The organism is Mucilaginibacter celer, from assembly GCF_003576455.2.
GTDB lineage: Bacteria > Bacteroidota > Bacteroidia > Sphingobacteriales > Sphingobacteriaceae > Mucilaginibacter > Mucilaginibacter celer.
Genome location: NZ_CP032869.1, coordinates 1,182,368 through 1,204,174 on the forward strand (window position 1 = coordinate 1,182,368; position 21,807 = coordinate 1,204,174).

At 43.5% G+C, this 21,807-nt stretch carries 25 protein-coding genes; 19 read left to right on the forward strand and 6 right to left on the reverse strand.

Annotated elements, in window-relative coordinates; genetic code table 11:
- Nucleotides 1–73 precede the first annotated feature (73 nt).
- From HYN43_RS04790 to HYN43_RS04800, 3 genes are all read left to right on the forward strand, one after another.
- Nucleotides 74–799, forward strand: coding sequence for an RluA family pseudouridine synthase (locus HYN43_RS04790; protein WP_119408366.1), 726 nt, complete (start codon nt 74–76; stop codon nt 797–799).
- A 59-nt stretch (nt 800–858) separates the two neighbouring features.
- Nucleotides 859–2,337, forward strand: coding sequence for a tetratricopeptide repeat protein (locus tag HYN43_RS04795; protein ID WP_119408367.1), 1,479 nt, complete (start codon nt 859–861; stop codon nt 2,335–2,337).
- Between the two features lie 293 nt (nt 2,338–2,630).
- Entirely contained in the window at nt 2,631–3,641 is a 1,011-nt protein-coding gene (locus HYN43_RS04800; protein WP_119408368.1) for a glutamine synthetase beta-grasp domain-containing protein, read from the forward strand.
- Nucleotides 3,642–3,702: 61 nt separating this feature from the next.
- Here HYN43_RS04800 and HYN43_RS04805 read toward each other — a convergent pair whose 3' ends face one another.
- Together HYN43_RS04805 and HYN43_RS04810 are read right to left on the reverse strand one after the other, a co-directional pair.
- A complete protein-coding gene (locus HYN43_RS04805) occupies nt 3,703–4,203 on the reverse strand; it encodes an endonuclease V (protein WP_119408369.1) in 501 nt (166 codons plus the stop codon).
- Nucleotides 4,204–4,205: 2 nt separating this feature from the next.
- The gene (locus tag HYN43_RS04810) at nt 4,206–4,622 is read right to left on the reverse strand and encodes a gamma-glutamylcyclotransferase family protein (protein ID WP_162996317.1); all 417 of its coding nucleotides are present in this window, start codon (nt 4,620–4,622) and stop codon (nt 4,206–4,208) included.
- A 117-nt stretch (nt 4,623–4,739) separates the two neighbouring features.
- Between HYN43_RS04810 and HYN43_RS04815 the strand changes: the two genes are divergently transcribed.
- From HYN43_RS04815 to HYN43_RS04860, 9 genes are all read left to right on the forward strand, one after another.
- Nucleotides 4,740–6,098, forward strand: a complete 1,359-nt coding sequence (locus HYN43_RS04815) for a glutamine synthetase family protein (protein WP_119408371.1) — start codon at nt 4,740–4,742, stop codon at nt 6,096–6,098.
- An 88-nt stretch (nt 6,099–6,186) separates the two neighbouring features.
- Nucleotides 6,187–6,573, forward strand: coding sequence for a GxxExxY protein (locus HYN43_RS04820; RefSeq protein WP_119408372.1), 387 nt, complete (start codon nt 6,187–6,189; stop codon nt 6,571–6,573).
- A gap of 133 nt (nt 6,574–6,706) precedes the next feature.
- Complete coding sequence (locus HYN43_RS04825; RefSeq protein WP_205589871.1) at nt 6,707–7,744, forward strand: hypothetical protein; 1,038 nt, start codon at nt 6,707–6,709, stop codon at nt 7,742–7,744.
- Between the two features lie 54 nt (nt 7,745–7,798).
- Nucleotides 7,799–8,668: an HAD-IIA family hydrolase gene (locus HYN43_RS04830; protein ID WP_119408374.1), complete on the forward strand. Its 870-nt coding sequence runs from the start codon at nt 7,799–7,801 to the stop codon at nt 8,666–8,668.
- A 358-nt stretch (nt 8,669–9,026) separates the two neighbouring features.
- A complete protein-coding gene (locus tag HYN43_RS04840) occupies nt 9,027–10,076 on the forward strand; it encodes a UDP-glucose--hexose-1-phosphate uridylyltransferase (RefSeq protein ID WP_119408376.1) in 1,050 nt (349 codons plus the stop codon).
- 148 nt (nt 10,077–10,224) lie between these two features.
- The gene (locus HYN43_RS04845) at nt 10,225–11,289 is read left to right on the forward strand and encodes an aldose epimerase family protein (protein WP_245447158.1); all 1,065 of its coding nucleotides are present in this window, start codon (nt 10,225–10,227) and stop codon (nt 11,287–11,289) included.
- A 69-nt stretch (nt 11,290–11,358) separates the two neighbouring features.
- Nucleotides 11,359–11,715 (forward strand): DUF6717 family protein, encoded by a 357-nt coding sequence (locus HYN43_RS04850; RefSeq protein WP_119408378.1) that lies wholly within the window; start codon nt 11,359–11,361, stop codon nt 11,713–11,715.
- The gene (locus tag HYN43_RS04855; protein ID WP_119408379.1) at nt 11,716–12,093 is read left to right on the forward strand and encodes a DUF7674 family protein; all 378 of its coding nucleotides are present in this window, start codon (nt 11,716–11,718) and stop codon (nt 12,091–12,093) included.
- A 331-nt stretch (nt 12,094–12,424) separates the two neighbouring features.
- Nucleotides 12,425–12,868: a KTSC domain-containing protein gene (locus HYN43_RS04860; RefSeq protein ID WP_119409258.1), complete on the forward strand. Its 444-nt coding sequence runs from the start codon at nt 12,425–12,427 to the stop codon at nt 12,866–12,868.
- A 5-nt stretch (nt 12,869–12,873) separates the two neighbouring features.
- Here the strand turns inward: HYN43_RS04860 and HYN43_RS04865 are convergent, their stop codons facing one another.
- Nucleotides 12,874–13,464: a nucleotidyltransferase family protein gene (locus HYN43_RS04865; protein ID WP_119408380.1), complete on the reverse strand. Its 591-nt coding sequence runs from the start codon at nt 13,462–13,464 to the stop codon at nt 12,874–12,876.
- Nucleotides 13,465–13,887: 423 nt separating this feature from the next.
- Here HYN43_RS04865 and moaA point away from each other — a divergent pair, with 423 nt between their 5' ends.
- The 5 genes from moaA (at nt 13,888) to HYN43_RS04890 (ending at nt 18,996) form a co-directional block, all read left to right on the forward strand.
- Complete coding sequence (gene moaA, locus HYN43_RS04870) at nt 13,888–14,877, forward strand: GTP 3',8-cyclase MoaA (RefSeq protein ID WP_119408381.1); 990 nt, start codon at nt 13,888–13,890, stop codon at nt 14,875–14,877.
- 22 nt (nt 14,878–14,899) lie between these two features.
- Entirely contained in the window at nt 14,900–16,102 is a 1,203-nt protein-coding gene (locus tag HYN43_RS04875; RefSeq protein ID WP_205589872.1) for a molybdopterin molybdotransferase MoeA, read from the forward strand.
- A 195-nt stretch (nt 16,103–16,297) separates the two neighbouring features.
- The gene (moaC, locus tag HYN43_RS04880) at nt 16,298–16,768 is read left to right on the forward strand and encodes a cyclic pyranopterin monophosphate synthase MoaC (protein WP_119409260.1); all 471 of its coding nucleotides are present in this window, start codon (nt 16,298–16,300) and stop codon (nt 16,766–16,768) included.
- Nucleotides 16,749–17,942, forward strand: a complete 1,194-nt coding sequence (locus HYN43_RS04885) for an NTP transferase domain-containing protein (RefSeq protein ID WP_205589873.1) — start codon at nt 16,749–16,751, stop codon at nt 17,940–17,942. The genes moaC and HYN43_RS04885 overlap by 20 nt, the downstream gene beginning before the upstream one ends.
- A complete protein-coding gene (locus HYN43_RS04890; protein WP_119408382.1) occupies nt 17,935–18,996 on the forward strand; it encodes a HesA/MoeB/ThiF family protein in 1,062 nt (353 codons plus the stop codon). Before HYN43_RS04885 ends, HYN43_RS04890 begins: the two co-directional genes overlap by 8 nt.
- Before the next feature lie 91 nt (nt 18,997–19,087).
- Here the strand turns inward: HYN43_RS04890 and HYN43_RS04895 are convergent, their stop codons facing one another.
- The 3 genes from HYN43_RS04895 to HYN43_RS04905 form a co-directional block, all read right to left on the reverse strand.
- Nucleotides 19,088–19,477 (reverse strand): molybdenum cofactor biosynthesis protein MoaE, encoded by a 390-nt coding sequence (locus tag HYN43_RS04895; RefSeq protein ID WP_119408383.1) that lies wholly within the window; start codon nt 19,475–19,477, stop codon nt 19,088–19,090.
- Nucleotides 19,478–19,518: 41 nt separating this feature from the next.
- On the reverse strand, nt 19,519–19,953 hold the full coding sequence (locus HYN43_RS04900; protein WP_119408384.1) for a GNAT family N-acetyltransferase: 435 nt from the start codon (nt 19,951–19,953) through the stop codon (nt 19,519–19,521).
- 111 nt (nt 19,954–20,064) lie between these two features.
- Nucleotides 20,065–20,307 carry a MoaD/ThiS family protein gene (locus tag HYN43_RS04905; protein WP_119408385.1) on the reverse strand — a complete coding sequence of 81 codons (243 nt, stop codon included), beginning with the start codon at nt 20,305–20,307 and terminating at the stop codon, nt 20,065–20,067.
- Nucleotides 20,308–20,479: 172 nt separating this feature from the next.
- Between HYN43_RS04905 and fdhD the strand changes: the two genes are divergently transcribed.
- Both fdhD and HYN43_RS04915 read left to right on the forward strand, forming a co-directional pair.
- Nucleotides 20,480–21,367: a formate dehydrogenase accessory sulfurtransferase FdhD gene (gene fdhD / locus HYN43_RS04910; protein WP_119408386.1), complete on the forward strand. Its 888-nt coding sequence runs from the start codon at nt 20,480–20,482 to the stop codon at nt 21,365–21,367.
- A 74-nt stretch (nt 21,368–21,441) separates the two neighbouring features.
- A complete protein-coding gene (locus HYN43_RS04915) occupies nt 21,442–21,762 on the forward strand; it encodes a ferritin family protein (protein WP_119409262.1) in 321 nt (106 codons plus the stop codon).
- Nucleotides 21,763–21,807 lie beyond the last annotated feature (45 nt).

The window sequence follows — 21,807 nt, forward strand, 5'->3', positions numbered from 1 at the left end:
AAGTAACAATAGCACAGCAATCAATTTAACAGGGTGATAGCGGTTTAAATTATAAACCGTATTTTTGCAGGCTATGAAGTTTCCAAAATTTGCCGACCAGATACTGTTTGAAAACGATGATGTGATTGTGGTGAACAAGCCGCCCTTTATCAGTTCGCTTGATGAGCGGGGCGATGCCGCCGGCGAGATCAGTATGCTAAGGCTGGCCAAAGCCTATTGGGATGATGCGCAGATCTGTCACCGTTTGGATAAGGAAACATCCGGCGCTTTAATTTTTGCCAAAAATCCTGAAGCTTATCGTTCGGTATCTATGCAGTTTGAAAGGCGTAAGGTTAAAAAAGTGTACCATGCCGTTATTGACGGTACCCACACTTTTGATAACCTGCAGGTTGACCTGCCTATATTAAACGTAGGCAAAGGCACGGTAACCATCAGCAGGCAGGAGGGCAAAGCCGCCGAAACCTGGTTTAACTCATTAAAATACTATAAACATTATACACTTGTGGAGTGCCGCCCGGTTACCGGCCGCATGCACCAGATCAGGATTCACCTGGCTACGCAACGCGCATCCATAGCCGGCGACGAGGTTTACAAAGGGCAGCCCGTATATTTATCAAAGCTAAAACGCAAATATCACCTCGGAAAAGACCAGGAAGAGATGCCGATTATGAAACGTTTTGCGCTGCACGCTTACGAAGTAACTTTTAGTCTTGGTGTTGATAATGAGGTAACTATCCACGCACCATATCCTAAAGACTTTGAAACGCTTTTAAAATTGCTGGATAAGTTTGACAGTTAATACAAATAATGTAACAAAGTGTTTGATATTAACGTTAAGCCACCGTATTTTTATGCTTAATGGCCAATTACTTTAAAAAGGTATTCCTATTTGTTTTATTGATATTGTTTGGGACGAGTTACTTAAAAGCCGGACCATACGTGTATCTCTCCGAAGACAGTCTGGTTAGTTTTATTAAGATAACTAATAAAAACCTGCAGCAAAAAAAACTGGTAAATTATATCAAACTCCGCTTTCAAAATGGCCCGGAGGCCTCTATCCCGCAGGGGAAAGCTGAAGTTTACCGCGAACTGGATAAATTTCAGGTAAATGATCGCGAAGCGTTAAAGTATTTTATTGAAAGTACCATTCAGCGGCGCTTTTCAAACCTTAGCGGTGCCGAAAATGCCATGATCAAGGCCATTAACCAGGCATCGAAGGATAAGGCCGATTTTTTAACCTATTCGTTTATAAGTCACCTCGCCTTTATTCAAACTGATAAGGGTAATGCTATTGGCGCTATATACAGCTATGGGCTGGCCCAGAAAGAAGCGTTGAAGCTTAACGACCCACAGCTGCAGGTAGTGCTTAATATCAATATTTCTGATCTGTACTATAAACTCAACCTGTACGATCAGTCGTTGTTTTACCTCGATCAGGCCCTTTCGGTAAAAGAACAAAATAAAATAAAGGACGACAGGTTTTACACGGTTATCAGCTACAACAAGGCTGAAAATTTTTTCAGGATGGGCCTGGTCGACTCGTTAAAAAAATGTCACGACCAGTTGTTAGGTCCCCAAAATAAAAGTTATAAGCTTTTTACTTACCAGGGGCGCACGGCCTACTATCTTTCGTTACTTAAACACCGTAATGCCGAGGCTATTCAACAAATAAAGGCCCTGCAGGCCAGCAAGCAATACGTGGTGAATGATGTTGATAATCAAAACCTGGCCGATTGCTTTTATCGAAACTCGCAGCCTGACTCGGCAAAGGCTATTGTTGATGAACTGCTTGTTAAACCATATTCGGCCAATCACCCCGAAATAAAATATCACCTTTACGAACTTTTAGGCAAAATAGCCCGCGATAAAGGCGACTATGAAACGGCAGCAACCAATTTCGATCTTGCACTTAAACAATCTGAAGAGCGTATCAATAATACCACCCAGGTAGGCAACATATCGGCCCAGATAAAAATAGACAAAATTGAAAGTTCATTTACCGATACAGCCGAACGGTACCGCCGCGAGCGCCTTATTTTGATCCTTATTATTGTTGCCGTGGTTTTTATGCTTGCCGGTATTGTGCTGCTTTACCGCAGCATAAGGCAAAAGCGCCATTACGAAAAATTACTCTACGACACCAAAAAGCAGGAACTTGCCTTTATCAACTCGCACGAAGTGCGTAAACACCTTACCAATATATTAGGAATAGTAGAGCTGATGAATGAAAGTAAGGATAAAAAAGCGGAGTTTATGGAGGTAGAGAAGCATCTTTACAGTTCGGCCTCCAAATTAGATGATGCAATTAAGAATATCTCCGAAAAATTAAGCGATTAACACCTGTTACTCGCTTTTTTTATGCCCGATTTTATTGCAAAAAATTCGGGTTTGCAATATTGTTAAAAAACAAGCCTGATTTTTGGTGTAAAATATCAAATTGTTAAAAATTCGTTTTTTAATGATTTGTATTATGCTTTTTTAATTATTGTTGACCTATTCTTGAAAAAAAAATCAAAATTTCTTAACATTTGTGATGATTTTTGTAAAAAACATTTAAATTCGCCTTAATAATTATTGAGATTAATACAAAAACTATAATTAAAACCCCAACTTTACAAATTAATTAAAAAATGGCAATAAAACTCGAGTACATTTGGCTTGATGGCTATAAACCAACCCAAAGCCTGCGTAGCAAAACAAAAATCGTTAAAGAATTTAGCGGTAAAGTAGAAGATTTAGATAACTGGAGCTTTGATGGTTCTTCGACTGAGCAAGCACCAGGTGGTTCATCAGATTGTATCTTGAAACCAGTTTTTGTTGTTCCTGATCCGGCAAGGAAAAGCGCTTATTTAGTAATGTGCGAAGTGTTAAGCGCAGATGGAACTCCACACGAATCAAATGGCCGTGCTACTATTGCCGATGATGATAATGATTTCTGGTTTGGTTTTGAGCAGGAGTACTTCCTGTGGGATCCGGCTACCAACAAACCGCTTGGTTTCCCGGCAGGCGGTTACCCAGGCCCGCAAGGCCCTTACTACTGCTCGGTAGGTGCTAACAACGCTTTCGGTCGCGAAATTGTTGAAGAACACTTAGACGTATGTTTAGAAGCAGGCTTAAACGTTGAAGGTATCAACGCCGAGGTTGCTGCCGGCCAGTGGGAGTTCCAGATCTTTGCTAAAGGTGCTAAAGAAGCCGGCGACCAGATCTGGGTTGCACGTTATTTGTTGGAAAGAATTGGTGAAAAATACGGAGTTGCTGTTAACTGGCATTGCAAACCGCTTGGTCAGTTAGACTGGAACGGTTCTGGTATGCACGCAAACTTCTCAAATACAACTTTACGTACTGCTAACAGCAAAGCTACTTTCGAAGCAATTTGCGAAGCTTTCCGTCCTGCTGTTGCTGAGTGTATCGCTGTTTACGGTGCTGATAACGATCAGCGCTTAACCGGTAAACACGAAACTGCTTCAATTACCGACTTTAGCTATGGTGTATCTGACCGTGGTGCTTCTATCCGTATCCCTCTGTATGCTGTTGAGCACAACTGGAGTGGTTATTTGGAAGATCGTCGCCCTAACTCGGCTGCCGATCCATACAAAGTTGCTGCTGTGATCATCAAAACTGTCAAATCAGCGAAATTGTAATTATCCCCCTGAATAACTCATAGTCTGTCCCCCCGGTTCGCAAGAGTCGGGGGGATTTTTTTTATTCTTTTTTGGTTTCAGTATCCATTAGCTTTAATATAGCGGGCATCCGGTAAGGGCCTTTCATTGTTTTTATATTTTGGGCAGCCTCATCAATATCGGTTCCTATTGCCGAAACGTGTAAAGGGTTGTTACTTTCTCCGCGATGTATTTCAACAACTGTTTCTTTGTTAGCCATAAATGATGTTTTAGCAACGCCAATAATGGGCACCTGTTTATTTAAGGCCTCATAAAGTTTGCCGCCGAGGCCAAAATCGCCTTGGTTGCTAACGTAAACGTAACCATCAACAATAACACCTTCGAGGATATTTAAATCTACTTGTTTTAGTAATTTAAGGATACAGGGAAGTTCTCGCCGGTAAAATTCACCGGGGATGTACTCTTCAATGCCTGTAAAATATTCGGTGATGATTTGATGAGGTTGCTCATCATCCCAATTAAATAAAACGCCAACAGCTTTGGCACGGTCTTCAATGTAATAAACATCAACAGCAAGCAGCATAATTAAGCAGATTGGTTTGATAGATATTGAATGTAATCTCCACCTGGTATTTGGTGATGTTGATCAACCGGGAGGGCGTAAAAGTATATCCAGCAGTTCACTGAGCCGCTCTCTGTTTCAACATTAAGTAGCGTCCTGATGTATTCGTGTGGCAGAGGGTCGTTAGGGCCGATGCCTTCGTAATCGTCAAGTACCTGAAGTACGGTACTCGCATCATCCATTAAATATATGCTACCGTAAACGTAGGTGTTGGCGCTGTCATCGGCTAATGCGCCGGGGTATTCTCCAATATCATAAAGCCTGCCTTTAAACTTTGCCGAAGCCACCGGTTTGCAGTGTACATTAAGATACCGGCCAAACTGATTAGTTGGCAGCAGCAATGTTCCGTAAACAAATAAATAAGCGCTTGCAGTTTCCATCAAATTATAAAAACAAAGGTAAGCGGATGTGCGTATTAAACGCATGGGGGCTTAATTTTTATAGTTTAAGCCATAATAACTATCTTGCCCAACCTTAACCGGACATAATTTTACACCATGAACGCAGAGCAGATCAAAGCATATATCGAACAAAACAACATCCAGAAAATCAAATTCGCCTTTGCCGATATTGATGGCATTTTGCGCGGAAAAGTAATTCATCCTAAAAAGTTTTTGGATGGTTTGCAAAGTGGATACGGTTTTTGCGATGTGGTTTTTGGCTGGGATAGCAGCGATGTTTGCTATGATAATGTCGCGCTTACCGGTTGGCAAAGCGGTTACCCGGATAAATTGTGCCGTATTGATCTGTCAACCCTCCGCAATGTGCCATGGCAGGATGATATCCCATTTTTTTTAGCCGACTTCAGTAAGCCCGATGGCAATGATTTGCCGGCTTGTCCGCGTAGTTTATTAAAGCATATCCAGGCGCAGTGTAACGAAATGGGCTTTCATGCCGAGTTTGCACAGGAGTTTGAATGGTTCAATTTTAAGGAAACCCCGCAAAGCCTGGCCGATAAAAAGTTTACCAATATTGAGCCACTTACACCGGGGATGTTTGGCTATTCAATACTGCGCACATCAGAGAATAGTGATTTTTATTACGATCTGTTTAACCTGCTTACTAAGTTTAACGTTCCTATGGAAGGTTTGCATACCGAAACCGGCCCGGGGGTATATGAAGCTGCCATACTGCATGATGAGGTTTTAGCTGCCGCGGATAAAGCGGTATTGTTTAAAACGGCCGTTAAGGAAATAGCCTATAAACACGGCATTATGGCATCATTTATGGCCAAATGGACCGAAACGCTGCCGGGCTGCTCAGGTCATATTCATCAAAGCCTGTGGACTAAGGATCAATCTAAAAACCTGTTTTACGATGCCAGTGAGGTAAATAAAATGAGCGAGCTGCATAAGCAATACCTTGCCGGACAGTTGTATTGTATGCCACATTTGCTGCCGATGTATGCGCCAACCATTAATAGTTATAAACGCCTTGTTGAGGGAGCATGGGCACCAACCACCATTACCTGGGGCGTAGAAAACCGCACCACGGCCATCCGTATTATTAATACTACCGAGAACTACACCCGCCTGGAAACACGTATCCCCGGCTCGGATACTAACCCTTACCTGGCCATGGCTGCGGCGCTTGCTTCCGGCCTATATGGTATTAAAAATAAACTTGAACTAAATATTGAGCCTACCGAAGGTAATGGCTACCAGGATAAGCGCAACGGTGTACTATGGCCGAATCTGCATGCCGCCGCTACCGCTATGCAGCAATCAGACTTGGCCAAAGAGTTGTTTGGCGAGGGCTTTGTTGAGCATTTTACGCAAACCAGGTTGTGGGAATACAGGCAGTTTGCTAAAAGTGTTACTGATTGGGAGTTGAAGAGGTATTTTGAGATAATCTGAACCGGGATTTGGGGGGATTTTTGGGATTAATAAGATTTTTGCCTGGTGTTTTGTTAATAATTGTTCTAAACCTTATTCTTATTTATAAATGGATCAGCTTAAACATACTGATATAACAGGCAAAATTATTGGCTGTGCCATGCATGTTCATGCCACGCTCGGCAATGGATTTCAGGAAGTTATTTATCAGAAAGCGTTAGAAATTGAGATGGCTTTGAACGATCTTATTTTCGAGCGTGAAAAGGAGATGCCAATTTATTATCGTAATTTGCAGATCGGTACAAGAAGAGTGGATTTCTTTGTGGCGGGAATAATTATGGTTGAACTAAAAGCTATTACATTACTTGAAGATGTGCATTTGGCACAAGCCTTAAATTATCTCGAAGCCTATAACGTAGAAGTAGGATTGTTAATAAATTTCGGAAGCAAATCGTTAACAGTTAAACGATTAACAAACAAGAAATTCAAATCATAAAACAGCTTGCAAATCGAAATCCTATTAATCCCAGAAATCCCCCCAAATCCCGGTTCAGAAAATATTATATATTTGTACCCTCATTATAAACCGAAGCTGCCATTGGCGTAACTTTGCCGGCAGAATTATACAAATGGACTATTCTTTTATTATCCGCAAGGCCTGGGAGGGGTATGACGCGTCGAAAACCATCCGCGACATTGAAGAGATCAGCGCGATGGTATCAACCAATCACGTGTACCGCATTACGTTCGACGATGACGATATTATCATAGCCAAACTATCGTACTTTGGCAAATTTGAAAATTTTAAAGAGGACCACCGCATTATACAAACGCTGGCCATTAACCTGCTTTATCCGTTCGAAAACTTTTTGGCCCGTTCGCTGCAAAAAAATAACCGGGTTTATATTTATCATCATAAGCAGGGGAAAACGGATGCCTGGGTGGTATTTTATAACCCCACCCGTATTTTAGAGCGTTTACCACGCCGACTGGAAGAAAAGCATATCAAAAAGCTTGGCCAGCAGGTGGGGAAATTTCATAAGGCCTGTTCGAGGGTTAAAAACGTACTACCAAAATCGTCAAAAACCTTACGTACAGATATTTCTGCATTATTACAGCAGTTGGAGGCTGATCCGAAGCAATTTGGTAGCGGCATGCAGGCCGACTTTTTGAAATATCATTGCGAAACTTTCCTGAAAAACCGCTCTAAATACAACATGAGCTCGTTCGAGATTATCCCGGTATTTATTGACTGGAACATCGGCAACTTCTCGGTAACGCCCGACCTGGAATTGTACTCGCGCTGGGATTACGATTGGTTCAGGATGAGTTATCGCCTGCTCGATTTTTATTTCTTCAGCCGCGTAGTATCTGACGTGGGCGACCGTACCGTATTCAGCTACGTGATCAACACCATGATGGAAGACCGTTTCATCCTGTTTTTGAAAGAATATCACAAAGTAAACCCCTTAACGGCCGACGAGATCAGGTTTTTGAAAGAAGCTTACCGCTTTTTTATCCTGAATTATGTAATTAAAGATGGCAAGCACTTTTTTAGTGAACAATACGCCAAAAAACTACAAGCCGAAGCATTTGATGTGTATTTACCATCGGTAGACAGGGATTTTGATGCCGAAAAAATTATCGAGGCTTTAAAATTAAAATAGGTTAGCTATCTTTCGGGCCATTTATCTGCTAACCCTCAAAATATCCGAAAGTATATGACCCGAATAGACAACTTTAAATCCATTATTGATAAATATGAAGTTGTTTTTTTTGATGCTTTCGGAGTTTTAAAAAATTATGGCGGTTTGTTGCCGGGTATCGAAAACACTTTCGCGTATTTGCAGGAGCAGGGCAAGGAGTACTACATAGTAACCAACGATGCCTCGCGCAGCCCGGTGCAACTGGCCGAATCATATACCAGTAAAGGTTTAACCGCCATAACGCCCGATAGGATTATCTCGTCAGGTATGCTTACCAAAGAGTACCTTGATTTAAAGGTGAATGACGGCATCGTAGCTTACCTTGGTACGCCGGATTCCGCGCATTATATAGACAGCTCGGGTTTGCACACTCTGCCCATCAGCGAGGTAAATGCAAGTAACATAGATAGCGTTAACGCCCTGGTGTTTTTGGATGACGAGGGTTTTGAATGGGAGCGCGACCTCAACAAAACCGTTAACCTGATGCGGAAACGCACCATTCCCGCCATTGTAGCCAATACCGATCAGGCCTATCCCGTAACCAAGCAGGATGTATCGATAGCCATTGGCGGCCTGGCCAGCATGATAGAAAAAATTGTAGGCAAAGCCTTTATCCGCTTCGGCAAACCAGATTCGCAGATGTTTATGTTCGCCTATGATTTGCTGCGCGAGCGCAGGCCTATCAGCAAAAAAGATATTGTAATGGTAGGGGATACGCTGCAAACCGATATTTTGGGTGGTAATAAATTCGGTTTGGATACCGTGCTGGTACTATCCGGCAACACGCAGGCCAAGGATGCCGAAAACCGTATAACGTCTACCGGCATTGTGCCAACTTACATCTGCGATTCGGCAGTGGTGGAGCTGGGAGGTTTGGGGTTTTAATTAAAAAACTTCTATAATCGGTTTCTCTAAAAAATGAACAGCATCGTCATTGCGAGGAACGAAGCAATCGCGAACTCTACAGAGCGTCTTGCATAGCTCCTCTGCCTGTGTGCTATTGCTTCGTTCCTCACAATGACGGTCCTATTGATATACGTCAACGCTTTCACCTGCCTTACTCCACTACGCCAGGCTAAGTTTTCTTCCACAAATCCTCTCAATCTTTCTACCATTTCTATTTATTTCAAAAACTCTATTTTAAATGTAAGGTTTACATTTATTTTTACCACCTTTGAAATCGCTAAGGTATAACTGTCTACCTTACATGTATTAGCCAATTATTACCTGATTTTAAAAACTAATGGAAACAAACTTCGACTTAAAAGAGCACCCGCACAGCCGTTTAAATATTTTAACCGGCGATTGGATCCTTGTATCCCCCCACCGTACCAAACGCCCGTGGCAAGGCAAAGTTGAGGCTACACAAGCCGATGACCGCCCGCAATACGATCCAGCCTGCTACCTTTGCCCAACCAACAAACGTGCCGACGGCAGCGAAAACCCCGATTACAAAGGCAGTTTTGTATTCACCAACGATTATTCGTCATTGTTATTAAACACCCCCGACGGCGGTTTAAACGAAGATGAATTACTGGTAGCCAACAGCCAAAAAGGTATTTGCCGTGTTATCAGCTTTTCCCCAAGGCATGATCTTACCCTGCCTCAAATGACTACAGAAGAGATTGCCAAAGTGGTTGACGTATGGCAAACCGAGTTTCAGGATCTGGCCTCATACCCATGGATTAAACATATCCAGATTTTTGAAAACAAAGGTGATATCATGGGCTGTAGCAATCCGCACCCACACGGCCAGATCTGGGCTCAAAATAGCCTGCCTGTTGAAGTGGCTAAAGAAACCCAGCAACAAAAGCTTCATTTCGAGCAAAAAGGCACCAGCCTGCTGGCCGATTACCTGGCGCTTGAACTAAAAAAACAAGACCGCGTAGTTTTTGAAAACGAACATTTTGCTGTATTGGTGCCATTTTGGGCCGTGTGGCCATACGAAACCATGATTGTTAGTAAACGACATGTTACAAGCATCCTGTATTTTACTGATGAGGAAAAAGTAGCTTTGGCCGATGCCATCAGAAGATTGACCATCAGGTACGATAACATGTTCGAAACCTCGTTCCCTTATTCGGCCGGTATGCACCAGTCGCCGGTTAACTCGGGCGATCATCCTTACTGGCACTGGCACATGCATTTTTATCCGCCATTGCTGCGTTCGGCAACGGTAAAAAAATTCATGGTAGGCTATGAAATGCTGGCCAATCCGCAGCGCGATATCACTGCCGAATTTGCTGCCGAAAAGTTAAGGGGTTTAAGCGAGGTACACTACAAAGCGAGGTGATAATGAAAAAACACTATTTTTAAACCAAACTATAACCAAGCCATTTATGAGAAATTTATTTAAAGGCATTTCGTTAGCACTTTTACCGGCATGTAGCCTATATTTGGCAGCTTGTAATCAAAATTCAACCTCACAGAAAAACACTACTATGGCGGATAGCACCACAACTACTGCATCGGCATTCGAAAAAACAATCGATGGAAAACAAACGCATTTGTTCACCCTTAAAAACAAAAACGGCGCTATCCTTACCGTTACCAACTATGGTGGCCGCGTGGTAAGCCTGTTGGTGCCCGATAAAAACGGAAAACTTACCGATGTTGTTTTGGGTTTTGATGATGTGGAAGGTTTTGAAAAATCAACCGAGCGTTATTATGGCGCTACCATTGGCCGCTACGGTAACCGCATTGCTAAAGGACACTTTAAAATAGATGGCAAGGATTATCAATCGTCAATCAACAACACGCCAAACACGCTGCATGGTGGTAAACACGGCTTCCAGGAAGTGGTATGGGATGGCAAATTGATTGATTCATCAACTGTGGAACTTACCTATCTTTCAAAAGATATGGAAGAAGGTTTTCCCGGCAACCTGAACGTTAAGGTAACTTACAGCCTTACCGATGATAACACATTTAAATGCGAGTACGAGGCTACAACTGATAAAAAAACTGTTGTTAATTTAACTAATCACGCCTTTTTTAACCTGAACGGCGAAGGCAGCGGTACCATATTAGATCACCTGGTGCAAATTAATGCCGATGGCTATTTACCTGTTGATGCCGGTTTGATCCCTACGGGCAAAATCGAAAAAGTTGCAGGTACACCCTTTGATTTTACTAAGCCTGAATCAATTGGGAAACGCATTAACGAGGATAACGTACAGTTGAAAGACGGTAAAGGTTACGATCATAACTTTGTGCTGAACAAGCATGATATGACTACGCCTGTTGCTACCGTTATTGGCGACAAAAGCGGTATTAAAATGGAAGTATTTACTGAAGAACCGGGCTTACAGTTTTACAGCGGCAACTTTATGCAGGCTAAAAACGTGATGAAGCGTGGTATTAAAGATGAATACCGTACCTCGTTCGCTATGGAAACGCAGCATTTTCCTGATTCGCCAAATCAACCACAATTTCCATCAACCGAGTTGAAACCGGGCGATACTTATAAAACACAATCGTTGTATAAGTTTTCGGTAGTGAAATAAGCTTTAGTTTATTTAGATATACGTAAAAGTCCTGCTTAACGGTGGGACTTTTTGTTTTATATTCGTGTTATGACAACCGATATTAATACCTACAAATTTGTGAAGGAAACAGGCCGCTGGTACATCGACCTACCCGATTGGCCGGGAGTAAAAGCCGACCTGGAGATGGTTGAAGGGGCAGATATTATGCTCGATTATGTAGGAGAAGGCAGCGATGTTGTAGAGTTGATGCTTTCAGAAACGCTTTTTGATGGAAGTAGCACGCTTAAACTGATTGAAGATTATGCTGAGCATGTAGGAGGCGGTATTTACCTTTTGGATGAATATAATGGCGTAACGCTAAATCAGCAAATGTGGTTGTGTGATGTTACCAAATATGTATTTGGCGGCTTGCCGGAGTCTATTTATTTCAGGAAAGTTAGTTGAATGAGCGCCTGGCGAAAAAGAGCGATAGCATGTTTGCCCGAATTAAGAAAAGAGTTTGAAGATCCATCAACTTCCATTTACGGCGTTTTTATGGAATTGCTGCCGGCTACTGTTAATGCGCATAAAAATAACGATGCAACACAGCTTAGGCGGTGTTATGAGTTTGCAGCCTGGTGCTTCACCCAAAAATCAAAAGATTTATGGAACGCGGCAGCAGTGAGTTTCTATGAGCATTTAGGAGATAGGGCAGAAACGCTACAGGGTATGCACCTTTGGGTGAGCCGCGATATTTATTTAGAAATACGCGGGCTTTTAAAGCAAAGGCTTGATGATGTGGTTATGAAGGAATTGGATAAGCGTTATGGCGTGCGTGGGTAGTATTAAACGCGGCAGAGCTACCGCAAGCGTGGACGCCTCGCTTGTGGTTATCATATTGAGCTGTACAATGCTGTTTGTCAAATTGTAGATCTAAACGCGGTCCACAAGCGAGGACGCTTGCGGCAGCGGAGGGGCCTTTGCTTACTCAATAACGCCTTTTATAACAATCATAAATTGAAGCACTTCTCCTCACAATCCCTTAACAAAACCATAATTAAATCTCTCAATTTTTCCTCGCTTAAAAAGCGTACCTTTGCGCCGTTATTTTCTAAAAGTCAATATTTTATCATTTACACCATTGCCTTTCAACGGAAATAACCCCAAAATCAGCATGAAAAAAATTGTCGACTACAGGAAACTCTTAGGCGTAACCGAAACAGCAGAATTAAGCGAATTAAGGTCAGTATACAAAAGCCTGATGAAAACCTGGCACCCCGACAGGTTTCAGGACGAGGGCCGGGTTGAAGCCGAAGAAAAAAGCAAAACCATTATTGAAGCCTACCATTTTTTGGTAAGCATCGCCCCCGAAACCCGTGCCCAAACTTTAGCCGAATACACAGCAACCACCACGCAATCAAATATTGCCGATTTTGAATACAAGCAACAGGTATTGAAAGTTGAGTTTCTGGACGGCAATGTGTATGAATACTTCGACGTGCCAAGGGCCGTTTATGTAAAATTGGTTAATGCCGATTCGCCGGGGCGTTTTGCACGCAGGCATATTTTTACCGAGTTTGTTTACCGCAGCGTGAACAAACTGGTAGCTTCGGCCTAACTAAATTAACCGGCCTGGTTCAGTCGTTCCAGGTCTTCGGTTGTGTCGATATCAATAGCCCCTAAGGGGAAAGGAATAGTCAAAATATCATCGGGGTGCGCCTCGATGATTTTTTTTGCACCCTCCTGGCCTTTTAACCGGAGCAATTCGGGGAAATATCTTTCATCAAACAAGGCAGGGGCACCCACTACATCGCGGTAGCTGCTGGCTATGATGCCGCAATCGCTATGTTCGCTTTTATCAGTTAACTGTGATAATAAAAAAGGATCAACAAAAGGCTGATCGCAAAGCATTAAAATAATTGATGTTACCTTGGGCTCCAGTCGCAGCATTTCGGCTACACCAAGGCGTATTGACGAGGCCATACCTTCCTGCCAGTCGGTATTATAGGTAATATGCACTGTTTGGTCGGATATATTGGGGCGGATCACGCCTTCATTAGCGCCCAGTACCACAATTACTTTTTGGCAATGCAGACAGGTTAATGCGGTTTGAACGGCGCGCTGTAACAGGGTTTGGCCCTGGTAAATAAGGTTTTGCTTTGGCGAACCGAAGCGGCTTGATGCCCCCGCGGCTAAAATAACGATCCCTGTCATTTAAAAACTGTTTAATTAGGCCGATGTGCTGCCGTTTGTATCAATGCCCGGCATGGCACAATGCTGCAAACGTTTTTTGTTCAATTTTCTTTTAATCCGGGTTCAGGGGGCTCCCCGTTTATAGCTTCAGTTTGCAGATCTATGCCTTATTACGGTAAGTGCTTAATTAAAGTTATAGTTACATGCGTTGATCGATAACAAATTGATTTTTTGATACTTGTAAGTATTGTTTTATAAAATGATAGTTTTTGTAAATTATCTATTAGTTTAAATGTCATATTCAAAACCGCTGCTATTGCTTTGAAAAACTACATTTCATTAACACAATCTGCGCTGGTAACGCTTACATTTACTTTGCTGTATATAAACTTTAATAAACAACCCGCGTTTATTGATTAAATTTACAGGGTAAAGGAAACTATTTTGCTATTTGATAACCACGGCCGACCAATAACCTATCTGCGCCTCGCGGTGACAGATAAATGCAACCTGCGTTGCTTTTACTGCATGCCCGAAGAGGGGCTCGATTGGTTATCACGTGCCGAGTTGATGAGCTACGAAGAAATGCTTCGCGTTTGCCGGGTAATGGTAAATATGGGTATCGGAAAAATCCGTATTACCGGCGGCGAGCCTTTTGTGCGTAAGGATATTATGCAGCTGCTTACCGCAATTGCAGGGCTTGATGGTTTGAATGAATTGAATATCACCACCAATGGTGTGTTAACAGCCCCCTATGTTCCCGAATTAAAAAAAATAGGTGTCCGCTCGGTAAACCTCAGTTTGGATACTTTGGATGCCAACCGCTTTTTTACTATAACCCGCCGGGATGAGTTTAGCAACGTGATAGCAGCTATGGAAGCCATGTTGCATCATGATATGGAGGTAAAGATAAACGCGGTGGTAATGGACGGTAAAAACACGCAGGATATATTGCCATTGGTTGAGCTAACAAAAAATTTACCGGTAAGTGTAAGGTTTATTGAAGAAATGCCCTTTAACGGTGATGGTCATGTTTACGATGGCCTGCATTGGGATTATGTGCGAATTTTAGATGAGATCAAGGCAAAATACCCGCAAATTAAAAAGCTGGATGATCCGGCCAATTCAACCGCTTATAACTACCATATTCCGGGCCATAAAGGTAGCATAGGTATCATCGCAGCCTACTCCCGCACATTTTGTGGTACCTGTAACCGTATCCGCATCACCCCTCAAGGGCAGTTAAAAACCTGTTTATATGATGATGGGGTACTTAATGTGAGAGACTTGCTTAGAGCGGGTACAGAAGATGATAAATTGCAAAATATATTACGGGATGCCTTTAAACACCGGCCAAAAGACGGCCGGGAGGCCGAGCGTGCAAGAATAGCAAAAACAGGCATACACGAATCGATGGCTACCATAGGTGGGTAGCTGGCAGTCTAATATAATAAAAATGACAACCGTTGCCGAAGTAGAAAAACTGGTGCTTTCACAATTAAGGGATTTTGGTACCCAATTGCTGCCTTTTGAGCAGGCTTTGGGTTACGCCCTGGCCGAAGACCTAAAAGCAGATCGCGACCTGCCGCCTTTTAACCGGGTAACCATGGATGGCATCGCGCTAAAATATTCAGCTATTAAAAAAGGCCTCAATACATTCCGGATCACAGCCACACAAGCCGCCGGTGATGGCCCGGTTGAGGTAGAGCAGGACGATGAATGCATCGAGATTATGACAGGGGCCGTATTGCCTGCATCGGCAGATACGGTTGTGCGTTACGAGGATGTGAAGATTGAGAAAGGCCAGGCAACATTACTTTTGGCAGAAATTAAACAGGGCCAGAACCTGCATTTGCAGGGTGCTGATAAAAAACAGGGCGATGTTGTAGCAAGGGCCGGGGTGGTGGTTAGTCCGGCTATTATCAGCCTGGCAGCATCGATAGGCAAGAGCCATTTACTGGTAAAAAAAGTGCCAAGGGTAATGATCATCTCATCGGGTGATGAACTGGTTGATGTGAACGAAATCCCATCGCCATACCAGATCCGTAAATCGAACAGCTACACCGTACGTGCTGTATTAAAAAAACATAATATAGATGCCGACATCCTGCACATTCCCGATGATCCGGCTATCACCAAAGAAAAAATACAACATTGCCTTAAAAACTATGATGTATTGCTGCTGAGCGGCGGCATTTCGATGGGCAAGTTTGATTTTATCCCCCAGGCATTAGAAGACTCGTGTGTAGAAAAGCTATTCCATAAAGTAGCCCAACGGCCGGGCAAACCGTTTTGGTTTGGCAGGCACGGCGACGACGGCGCGTTGGTATTCGCCTTCCCAGGCAACCCGGTAGCAACATTTATGTGCCTGCACCGTTACTTTTTAACCTGGCTTAATGCCATATTGGGTTTGCCACCCAAAAAAGTAACGTATGCGGCCCTGGGGCGTGATTTTACTTTTAAACCCGAGTTGCAGTACTATTTACAGGTAACTTTACAAAGCAACGAGCAGGCGCAACTGATAGCCATGCCGGTTGAAGGAAATGGTTCGGGCGATTTTGCTAATTTAGCCGTTACCGAAGCTTTTTTAGAGTTGCCGATGGAGAGGAGCGAGTTTAAGAAAGGAGAGGTATTTGTTTTATGGGATTTCACTGATTAATTTTTGATTTCACCGATTAGAATGATTTCACCGATTTTTTTTGGTGATTTCGAGAATAAGAAGATGATCTCGAAGATTTATTTGTTGGATGGAGGGGTAAAAAATAACAGTGAAGATGATCAGGTAAATCCTAAAGAAACAAGTAAAATCAAAATAATCTGTGTAATCATTCTAATCGGTATAATCACACAAATAATGTTAACCCACATAAACAAACAAGGCAACCCAAATATGGTTGATGTAACTGAAAAGCAGGTTACGCAACGCACCGCCACGGCGCGCAGCATTGTGGTTTTGCCTGCCGAAGTATTTGAGCTTTTATCGGGCGATGAGTTGCAATCAAAAAAAGGGCCTGTGTTTCAAACGGCTATTATTGCCGGCATTATGGCTGCCAAAAAAACCGGCGACCTGATCCCGCTTTGCCACCCGCTGGGTTTGGATAATTGTAATATCAGTATTCAAATTAATGAGCAGCAGGAAGTAGTAGTTGATTGTACAGCAAGCATTACAGCCAAAACAGGTGTGGAGATGGAGGCCCTGGTGGGCGCTTCAATAGCTGCGCTAACCATTTATGATATGTGTAAGGCCATGAGCCATGATATTGTGATAAAAGAAACCAAACTGATAGCAAAAACAGGAGGTAAACGTGATTTTAAACGATCATAACCAAACAGATAAAGGGCATCGCAAGCATGCCAAACTGGCTAAACCTTCAACCGGTAATTTCGGCTGGAATGAGTGGGCCATTGTAGGCGGGCCGTGTACGGTGATTAAATTATTGGCCGATGATGTGATCAGGGCGCTATCGCCGGTTTATAGATGCGCGTATGTAGATACATCGCATAATGATGATTTTACTTCGTTACCGGGGAGATTGGCCAGTGGTGCTTCGTTAGAGTACACCGATCAGATCAACCATCAGCAATTTAACTATCCTAACCCCGTTTACCTGTATCAGCTTAAACAATACTTTTCCCCAGCCGATCTGATTTTAGTAAATGGCAACCATCAACAGGCTAAAAAGCAGGTGGTGATCATCGATATTAATAAAACAGCTTCGCTTCAAAAACGGCTTGAGCAATTAACCGATGTACAGTTGTTTTTATTGGCGGATAATGCGAATGAGGTAGCTGATTTTATACAGGAAGCTATCCCACATTGGCAGCAAATCCCGGTACTGAAAATTGACGATCGCGAAAATATTATCGCCTTTTTTGAAAAAGCCTTAAAGCAGGCCAAACCGGTTTTAAATGGATTGGTGCTTGCAGGTGGCAAAAGCACCCGCATGGGCTTTGATAAAGGCGCTGCAGCCTGGCATGGCAAACAGCAACGCTATTACATGGCCGATATGCTGAAAAACTTTTGTAATGAGGTTTACATTTCGGGCAGGCCCGGCCAGCGGCAGGAAATTGACCAGGAGTATTCTGTTATTGAGGATACTTTTACCGGGCTGGGGCCATTTGGGGCTATTTTATCTGCTTTTAGGGAGCAACCTGATGCCGCATGGCTGGTAATAGCCTGCGATTTGCCTTTGATGGATGAGGCCACTTTGCGCAACCTGGTAGCCTGGCGTAATATTTCGTCGGTAGCAACAGCCTATCATAGTCCGGTTACTGATTTTCCCGAGCCGTTGATAGCTATTTGGGAACCTAAAAGCTACCCGGTGCTGTTATCGTTTTTGGCTCAGGGATTTTCGTGCCCTCGTAAAGTTTTGATCAACAGTGATATTACTTTGCTTAACGCCCCCGATTTCGCGGCCTTAACCAACGTAAATACACCTGAAGAATTGGAGAAAGTAAAATCAATGATCCACACCAAAATAGTTACCACTAATGAATGAGGATTTACAACGATATAACTGCCAGATAGCCCTTCCGGGCTTTGGCAACGAAGCGCAACAACTGATAGGGCAGGCCCGCGTATTGATAGTAGGTGCAGGTGGTTTAGGTTGCCCGGCCGCACAATACCTCGCTTCAACAGGCATAGGTACACTGGGTATTGCCGATTACGATTCTGTATCTATCAGCAACCTGCACAGGCAGATTCTGTACACCCCGGCCGATGAAGGCAAAAATAAAGCCGAAGTAGCATGCGCAAAGCTGGCGCAGCAAAACCCGGGTATTAAACTGGTGCCGCATGCGCAAAAAGTAACTTCGGATAATGTGATGGATGTTATAGCCGGTTATGATATAGTGCTGGATGGTACCGATAATTTTGAAACCCGCTACCTGCTTAATGATGCCTGCGTTTTAAGCGGAAAGCCGCTTGTGTATGGTGCTATTTACCAGTTTGAAGGCCAGGTTGCTGTATGGAATGTAGATAAAGGGAAAGGCACCAATTCGCCCAATTATCGCGATCTGTTCCCGGATGTGGATGCAACCCAGATCCCCAACTGTACTGAAGGCGGCGTGATTCCAACCCTTGCCGGCATCATCGGCTGCATGCAGGCCAACGAAGCAATCAAATACATCACCAAAACCGGCGATCTGCTGGCCGGTAAAGTGCTGATCTTTGATGCACAAAGTATGCAAAGTCGCATTTTTAAAATAGGCCCGGTTACTAAAACACACATCAGGCGTTTAAAAACTACCATCGCTATCCCAACCATTAATGCTACCGATTTGAAAGAGCGGATGCTTCATGATGATACCCTCGAATTGATAGACGTACGCACCTTGCAGGAACGCGATGCTTTTGACATAGGCGGTACCCACATTCCGCTCGACGAACTGGAAGAATATCTCGCTTATTTCGCCAGCGGCAATACCAAGGTACTCTACTGCTCATCAGGCAAAAGAAGCGATGAAGCCGTTAAACTGATTATGAAGCGTATTCCCGAAGCTGATGTGTTTTCTTTAGAGGGAGGGATTGTTGATTGGTCATTGAGTCATTGAGTCATTGTGAAGCTGCCGCAGGTTTATCATCTGCCGCTAAACCTGCGGCAGAAAAAATCTAACCTCCAATCACTAATCTCTAACCTCTAACTCACGGATGCGCGGCCACCCAAACATCCCCATCCTCAAAGCTTTCCTTTTTCCAGATGGGCACGGTTTGTTTAAGCGTATCAATAATATATCGGCAAGCCTCAAAGGCGGCATCACGATGGGCCGCCGATACTGCAATCAGCACAGGTACTTCGCCAACCTGCAATAAACCTGTACGGTGGTGGATGAGTATTTTCTGAACCGGCCAGCGCTCAAAGGTCTGGGCGGCAATTTTGTTCATCTCGCTGATGGCCATGGGCTCATAAGCTTCAAAATCAAGCTTTAAAACTTTTTTGCCTTTGGTAGCATTACGCACAGTACCGATAAAAACATCTATCCCCCCGGATTCGGGCGACATGATCCAATCGATACACGATTGGATGTTAAGCATTTGGTCCGATAGTAAAATCTGCGTATTCAAAACAAAATAAGTTAAGCTTGTTCAAGTAATGATTTCATCAGGTATTTAGGCGATTCAACATAACCTTGCCGGTAATAAAACCTGTGGGCATCCACCCGGCGCGAATGGCAATGCACCTCTATACGGTCGCAATTGCGCTCTTTGCCGAGTGCTGTAATATAATCTTCCAGAGCCTTGCCTATGCCTTTACCCCGGATATTCTCATCTACCGAAAAACAACTGATCCGTATAAAATCGCCTTTAACCGCCAGTTGCGTTAAAAAATCAATAGCGATAAAACCGGCCACGATCCCTTCATCTTCATAAACCAACACCCTCGATTGTGATTGGCCCAGCATTTTTTCAAGGTTAGCCGGTAAAAAATCTTCGGTACCCGGATATCCTAATTGCGTTAACAGGGATGAAATAGCAACATGATCGGCTACGGTAGCATTTCTGATAGACATTGATTAATGTATTTACAGATCGATAAAAACGTCAAAAATAGGTAATACTGCAACTAAAAACTGCCACTGCAACTAAGCCTGCAAACTGCCCACTAAAAACTGCAAACTAAATTACCCCCCGCTCACCGGCGGAATAATGGCCACTTCATCGCGTTCATGAATCGTATCGCCGGGCAATGCATATTCGTTGTTTACAGCTATCATGTATGATGAAAGCTGTTTCAGGCGTGGGTATTGCTGCTCCAGCAGGTATTGTAAGTTAGAGATGGTTGCATCGTTGGTCATTTCAAGGCTAACTTCACTACTGCCAAAAATCTCCTTAGCCACACCAAAAGCCAGTACGTTGATCTTCATATCTCAAAAATATTCAAATTAGATCATAAAAACCGGGTAAGTTTTTAATTTAATGCGCGACATAGCACTAATCTTGCGCTCATCTGTGATGAGTGCTTAATATGGGTTTACGTTTGCAACGTAAACCTGGGTCAAATAATCAAACCCCAAACCTTAGTTGTATATTTGATTTATGCCTGCATCCACCATAAAAACTCCCATTGTAAAAGTAAGCAGTACGCAAAGCGCCCGTACAGATGATACGCTTGCCATTGAAGAACCCCTGGAAATAAAACTGGAGTATGGCGCAGACGACCAGCGACGGGTAAAAAATATTTCGGTAACCATGCGTACCCCCGGCCATGATGCAGAACTGGCAACCGGCTTTTTATTTACAGAAGGTATTATTAAAAACGCTGATGAGATCCAATCGGCAAAACATAGTTTTATTGCCTGTGCCGAAAATAAGGAAAATACCATCCTGGTGAGCCTTGAACCACAGGTGGAACCACACCTTCAAAACACCGAGCGTAATTTTTACACCAGCAGCAGTTGCGGGGTATGCGGCAAAGGCTCTATCAGCGCTATCCGTACGGTTAGCTCGTTTACCGGGCAGCCTGATGAAATGGTGGTGCATAGTGCTTTGCTTTACCAACTGCCTGATATATTGCGCCGGCACCAGCGTGTTTTTGACGATACCGGGGGGCTGCATGCCTCGGCATTGTTTACCCCTGTTGGAGAGTTGCTTTTACTGCGGGAGGATGTAGGCAGGCACAACGCTTTGGATAAACTGATTGGCGCAGCCATGATGTATAACTGGCTGCCACTACAGCAAACCATACTGGTATTAAGCGGCAGGGCCAGTTTTGAACTGATACAAAAGGCTGCCATGTCAGGCATAGCTATAATAGCGGCCGTAGGGGCTCCATCCAGCCTGGCCGTTCAGCTGGCCGGGGAGTTTAATATAACCCTGATAGGTTTTTTGCGCGATGAACGATTTAATATTTACACGGGGGCACACCGGGTAATGACGCCGGTTGATAGGTTAGCTTTAAATAACAATTTGACCGGGGAGAGTTGATTGTTATCGGTTTTGCCACAGGTTGTTCAAACAAAATCAACCCGATAATGCTTGTATCTCAAAAAACAAACATTATGTCATTTGATCAATACCACGAACCCGCTTCCGAGCTATCTGAAGAAACCCGCACCTTTGCCCGCATGATTGTTTCGCTTACCGAAGAGGCTGAAGCCATTAACTGGTACGAGCAGCGGATCTCGGTAGAGAAAGATAAACAGGCAAAAGCCATTATGCAAAACGCCCAGCAGGAGGAGTTTAAACATTTTGGTATGGACCTGGAGTTTTTATTGCGCAGGAAACCCGTTTGGCGCACCACATTACAGGCTATCCTGTTTAAAGAAGGTGATATAGTTGAACTGGGTACCAAAGGCGAAGAGGCTGCCGAAGAAGCGTAAAAATATTATGTGTTTAACATCATTCTTTTGTTAAAACGATTTTAT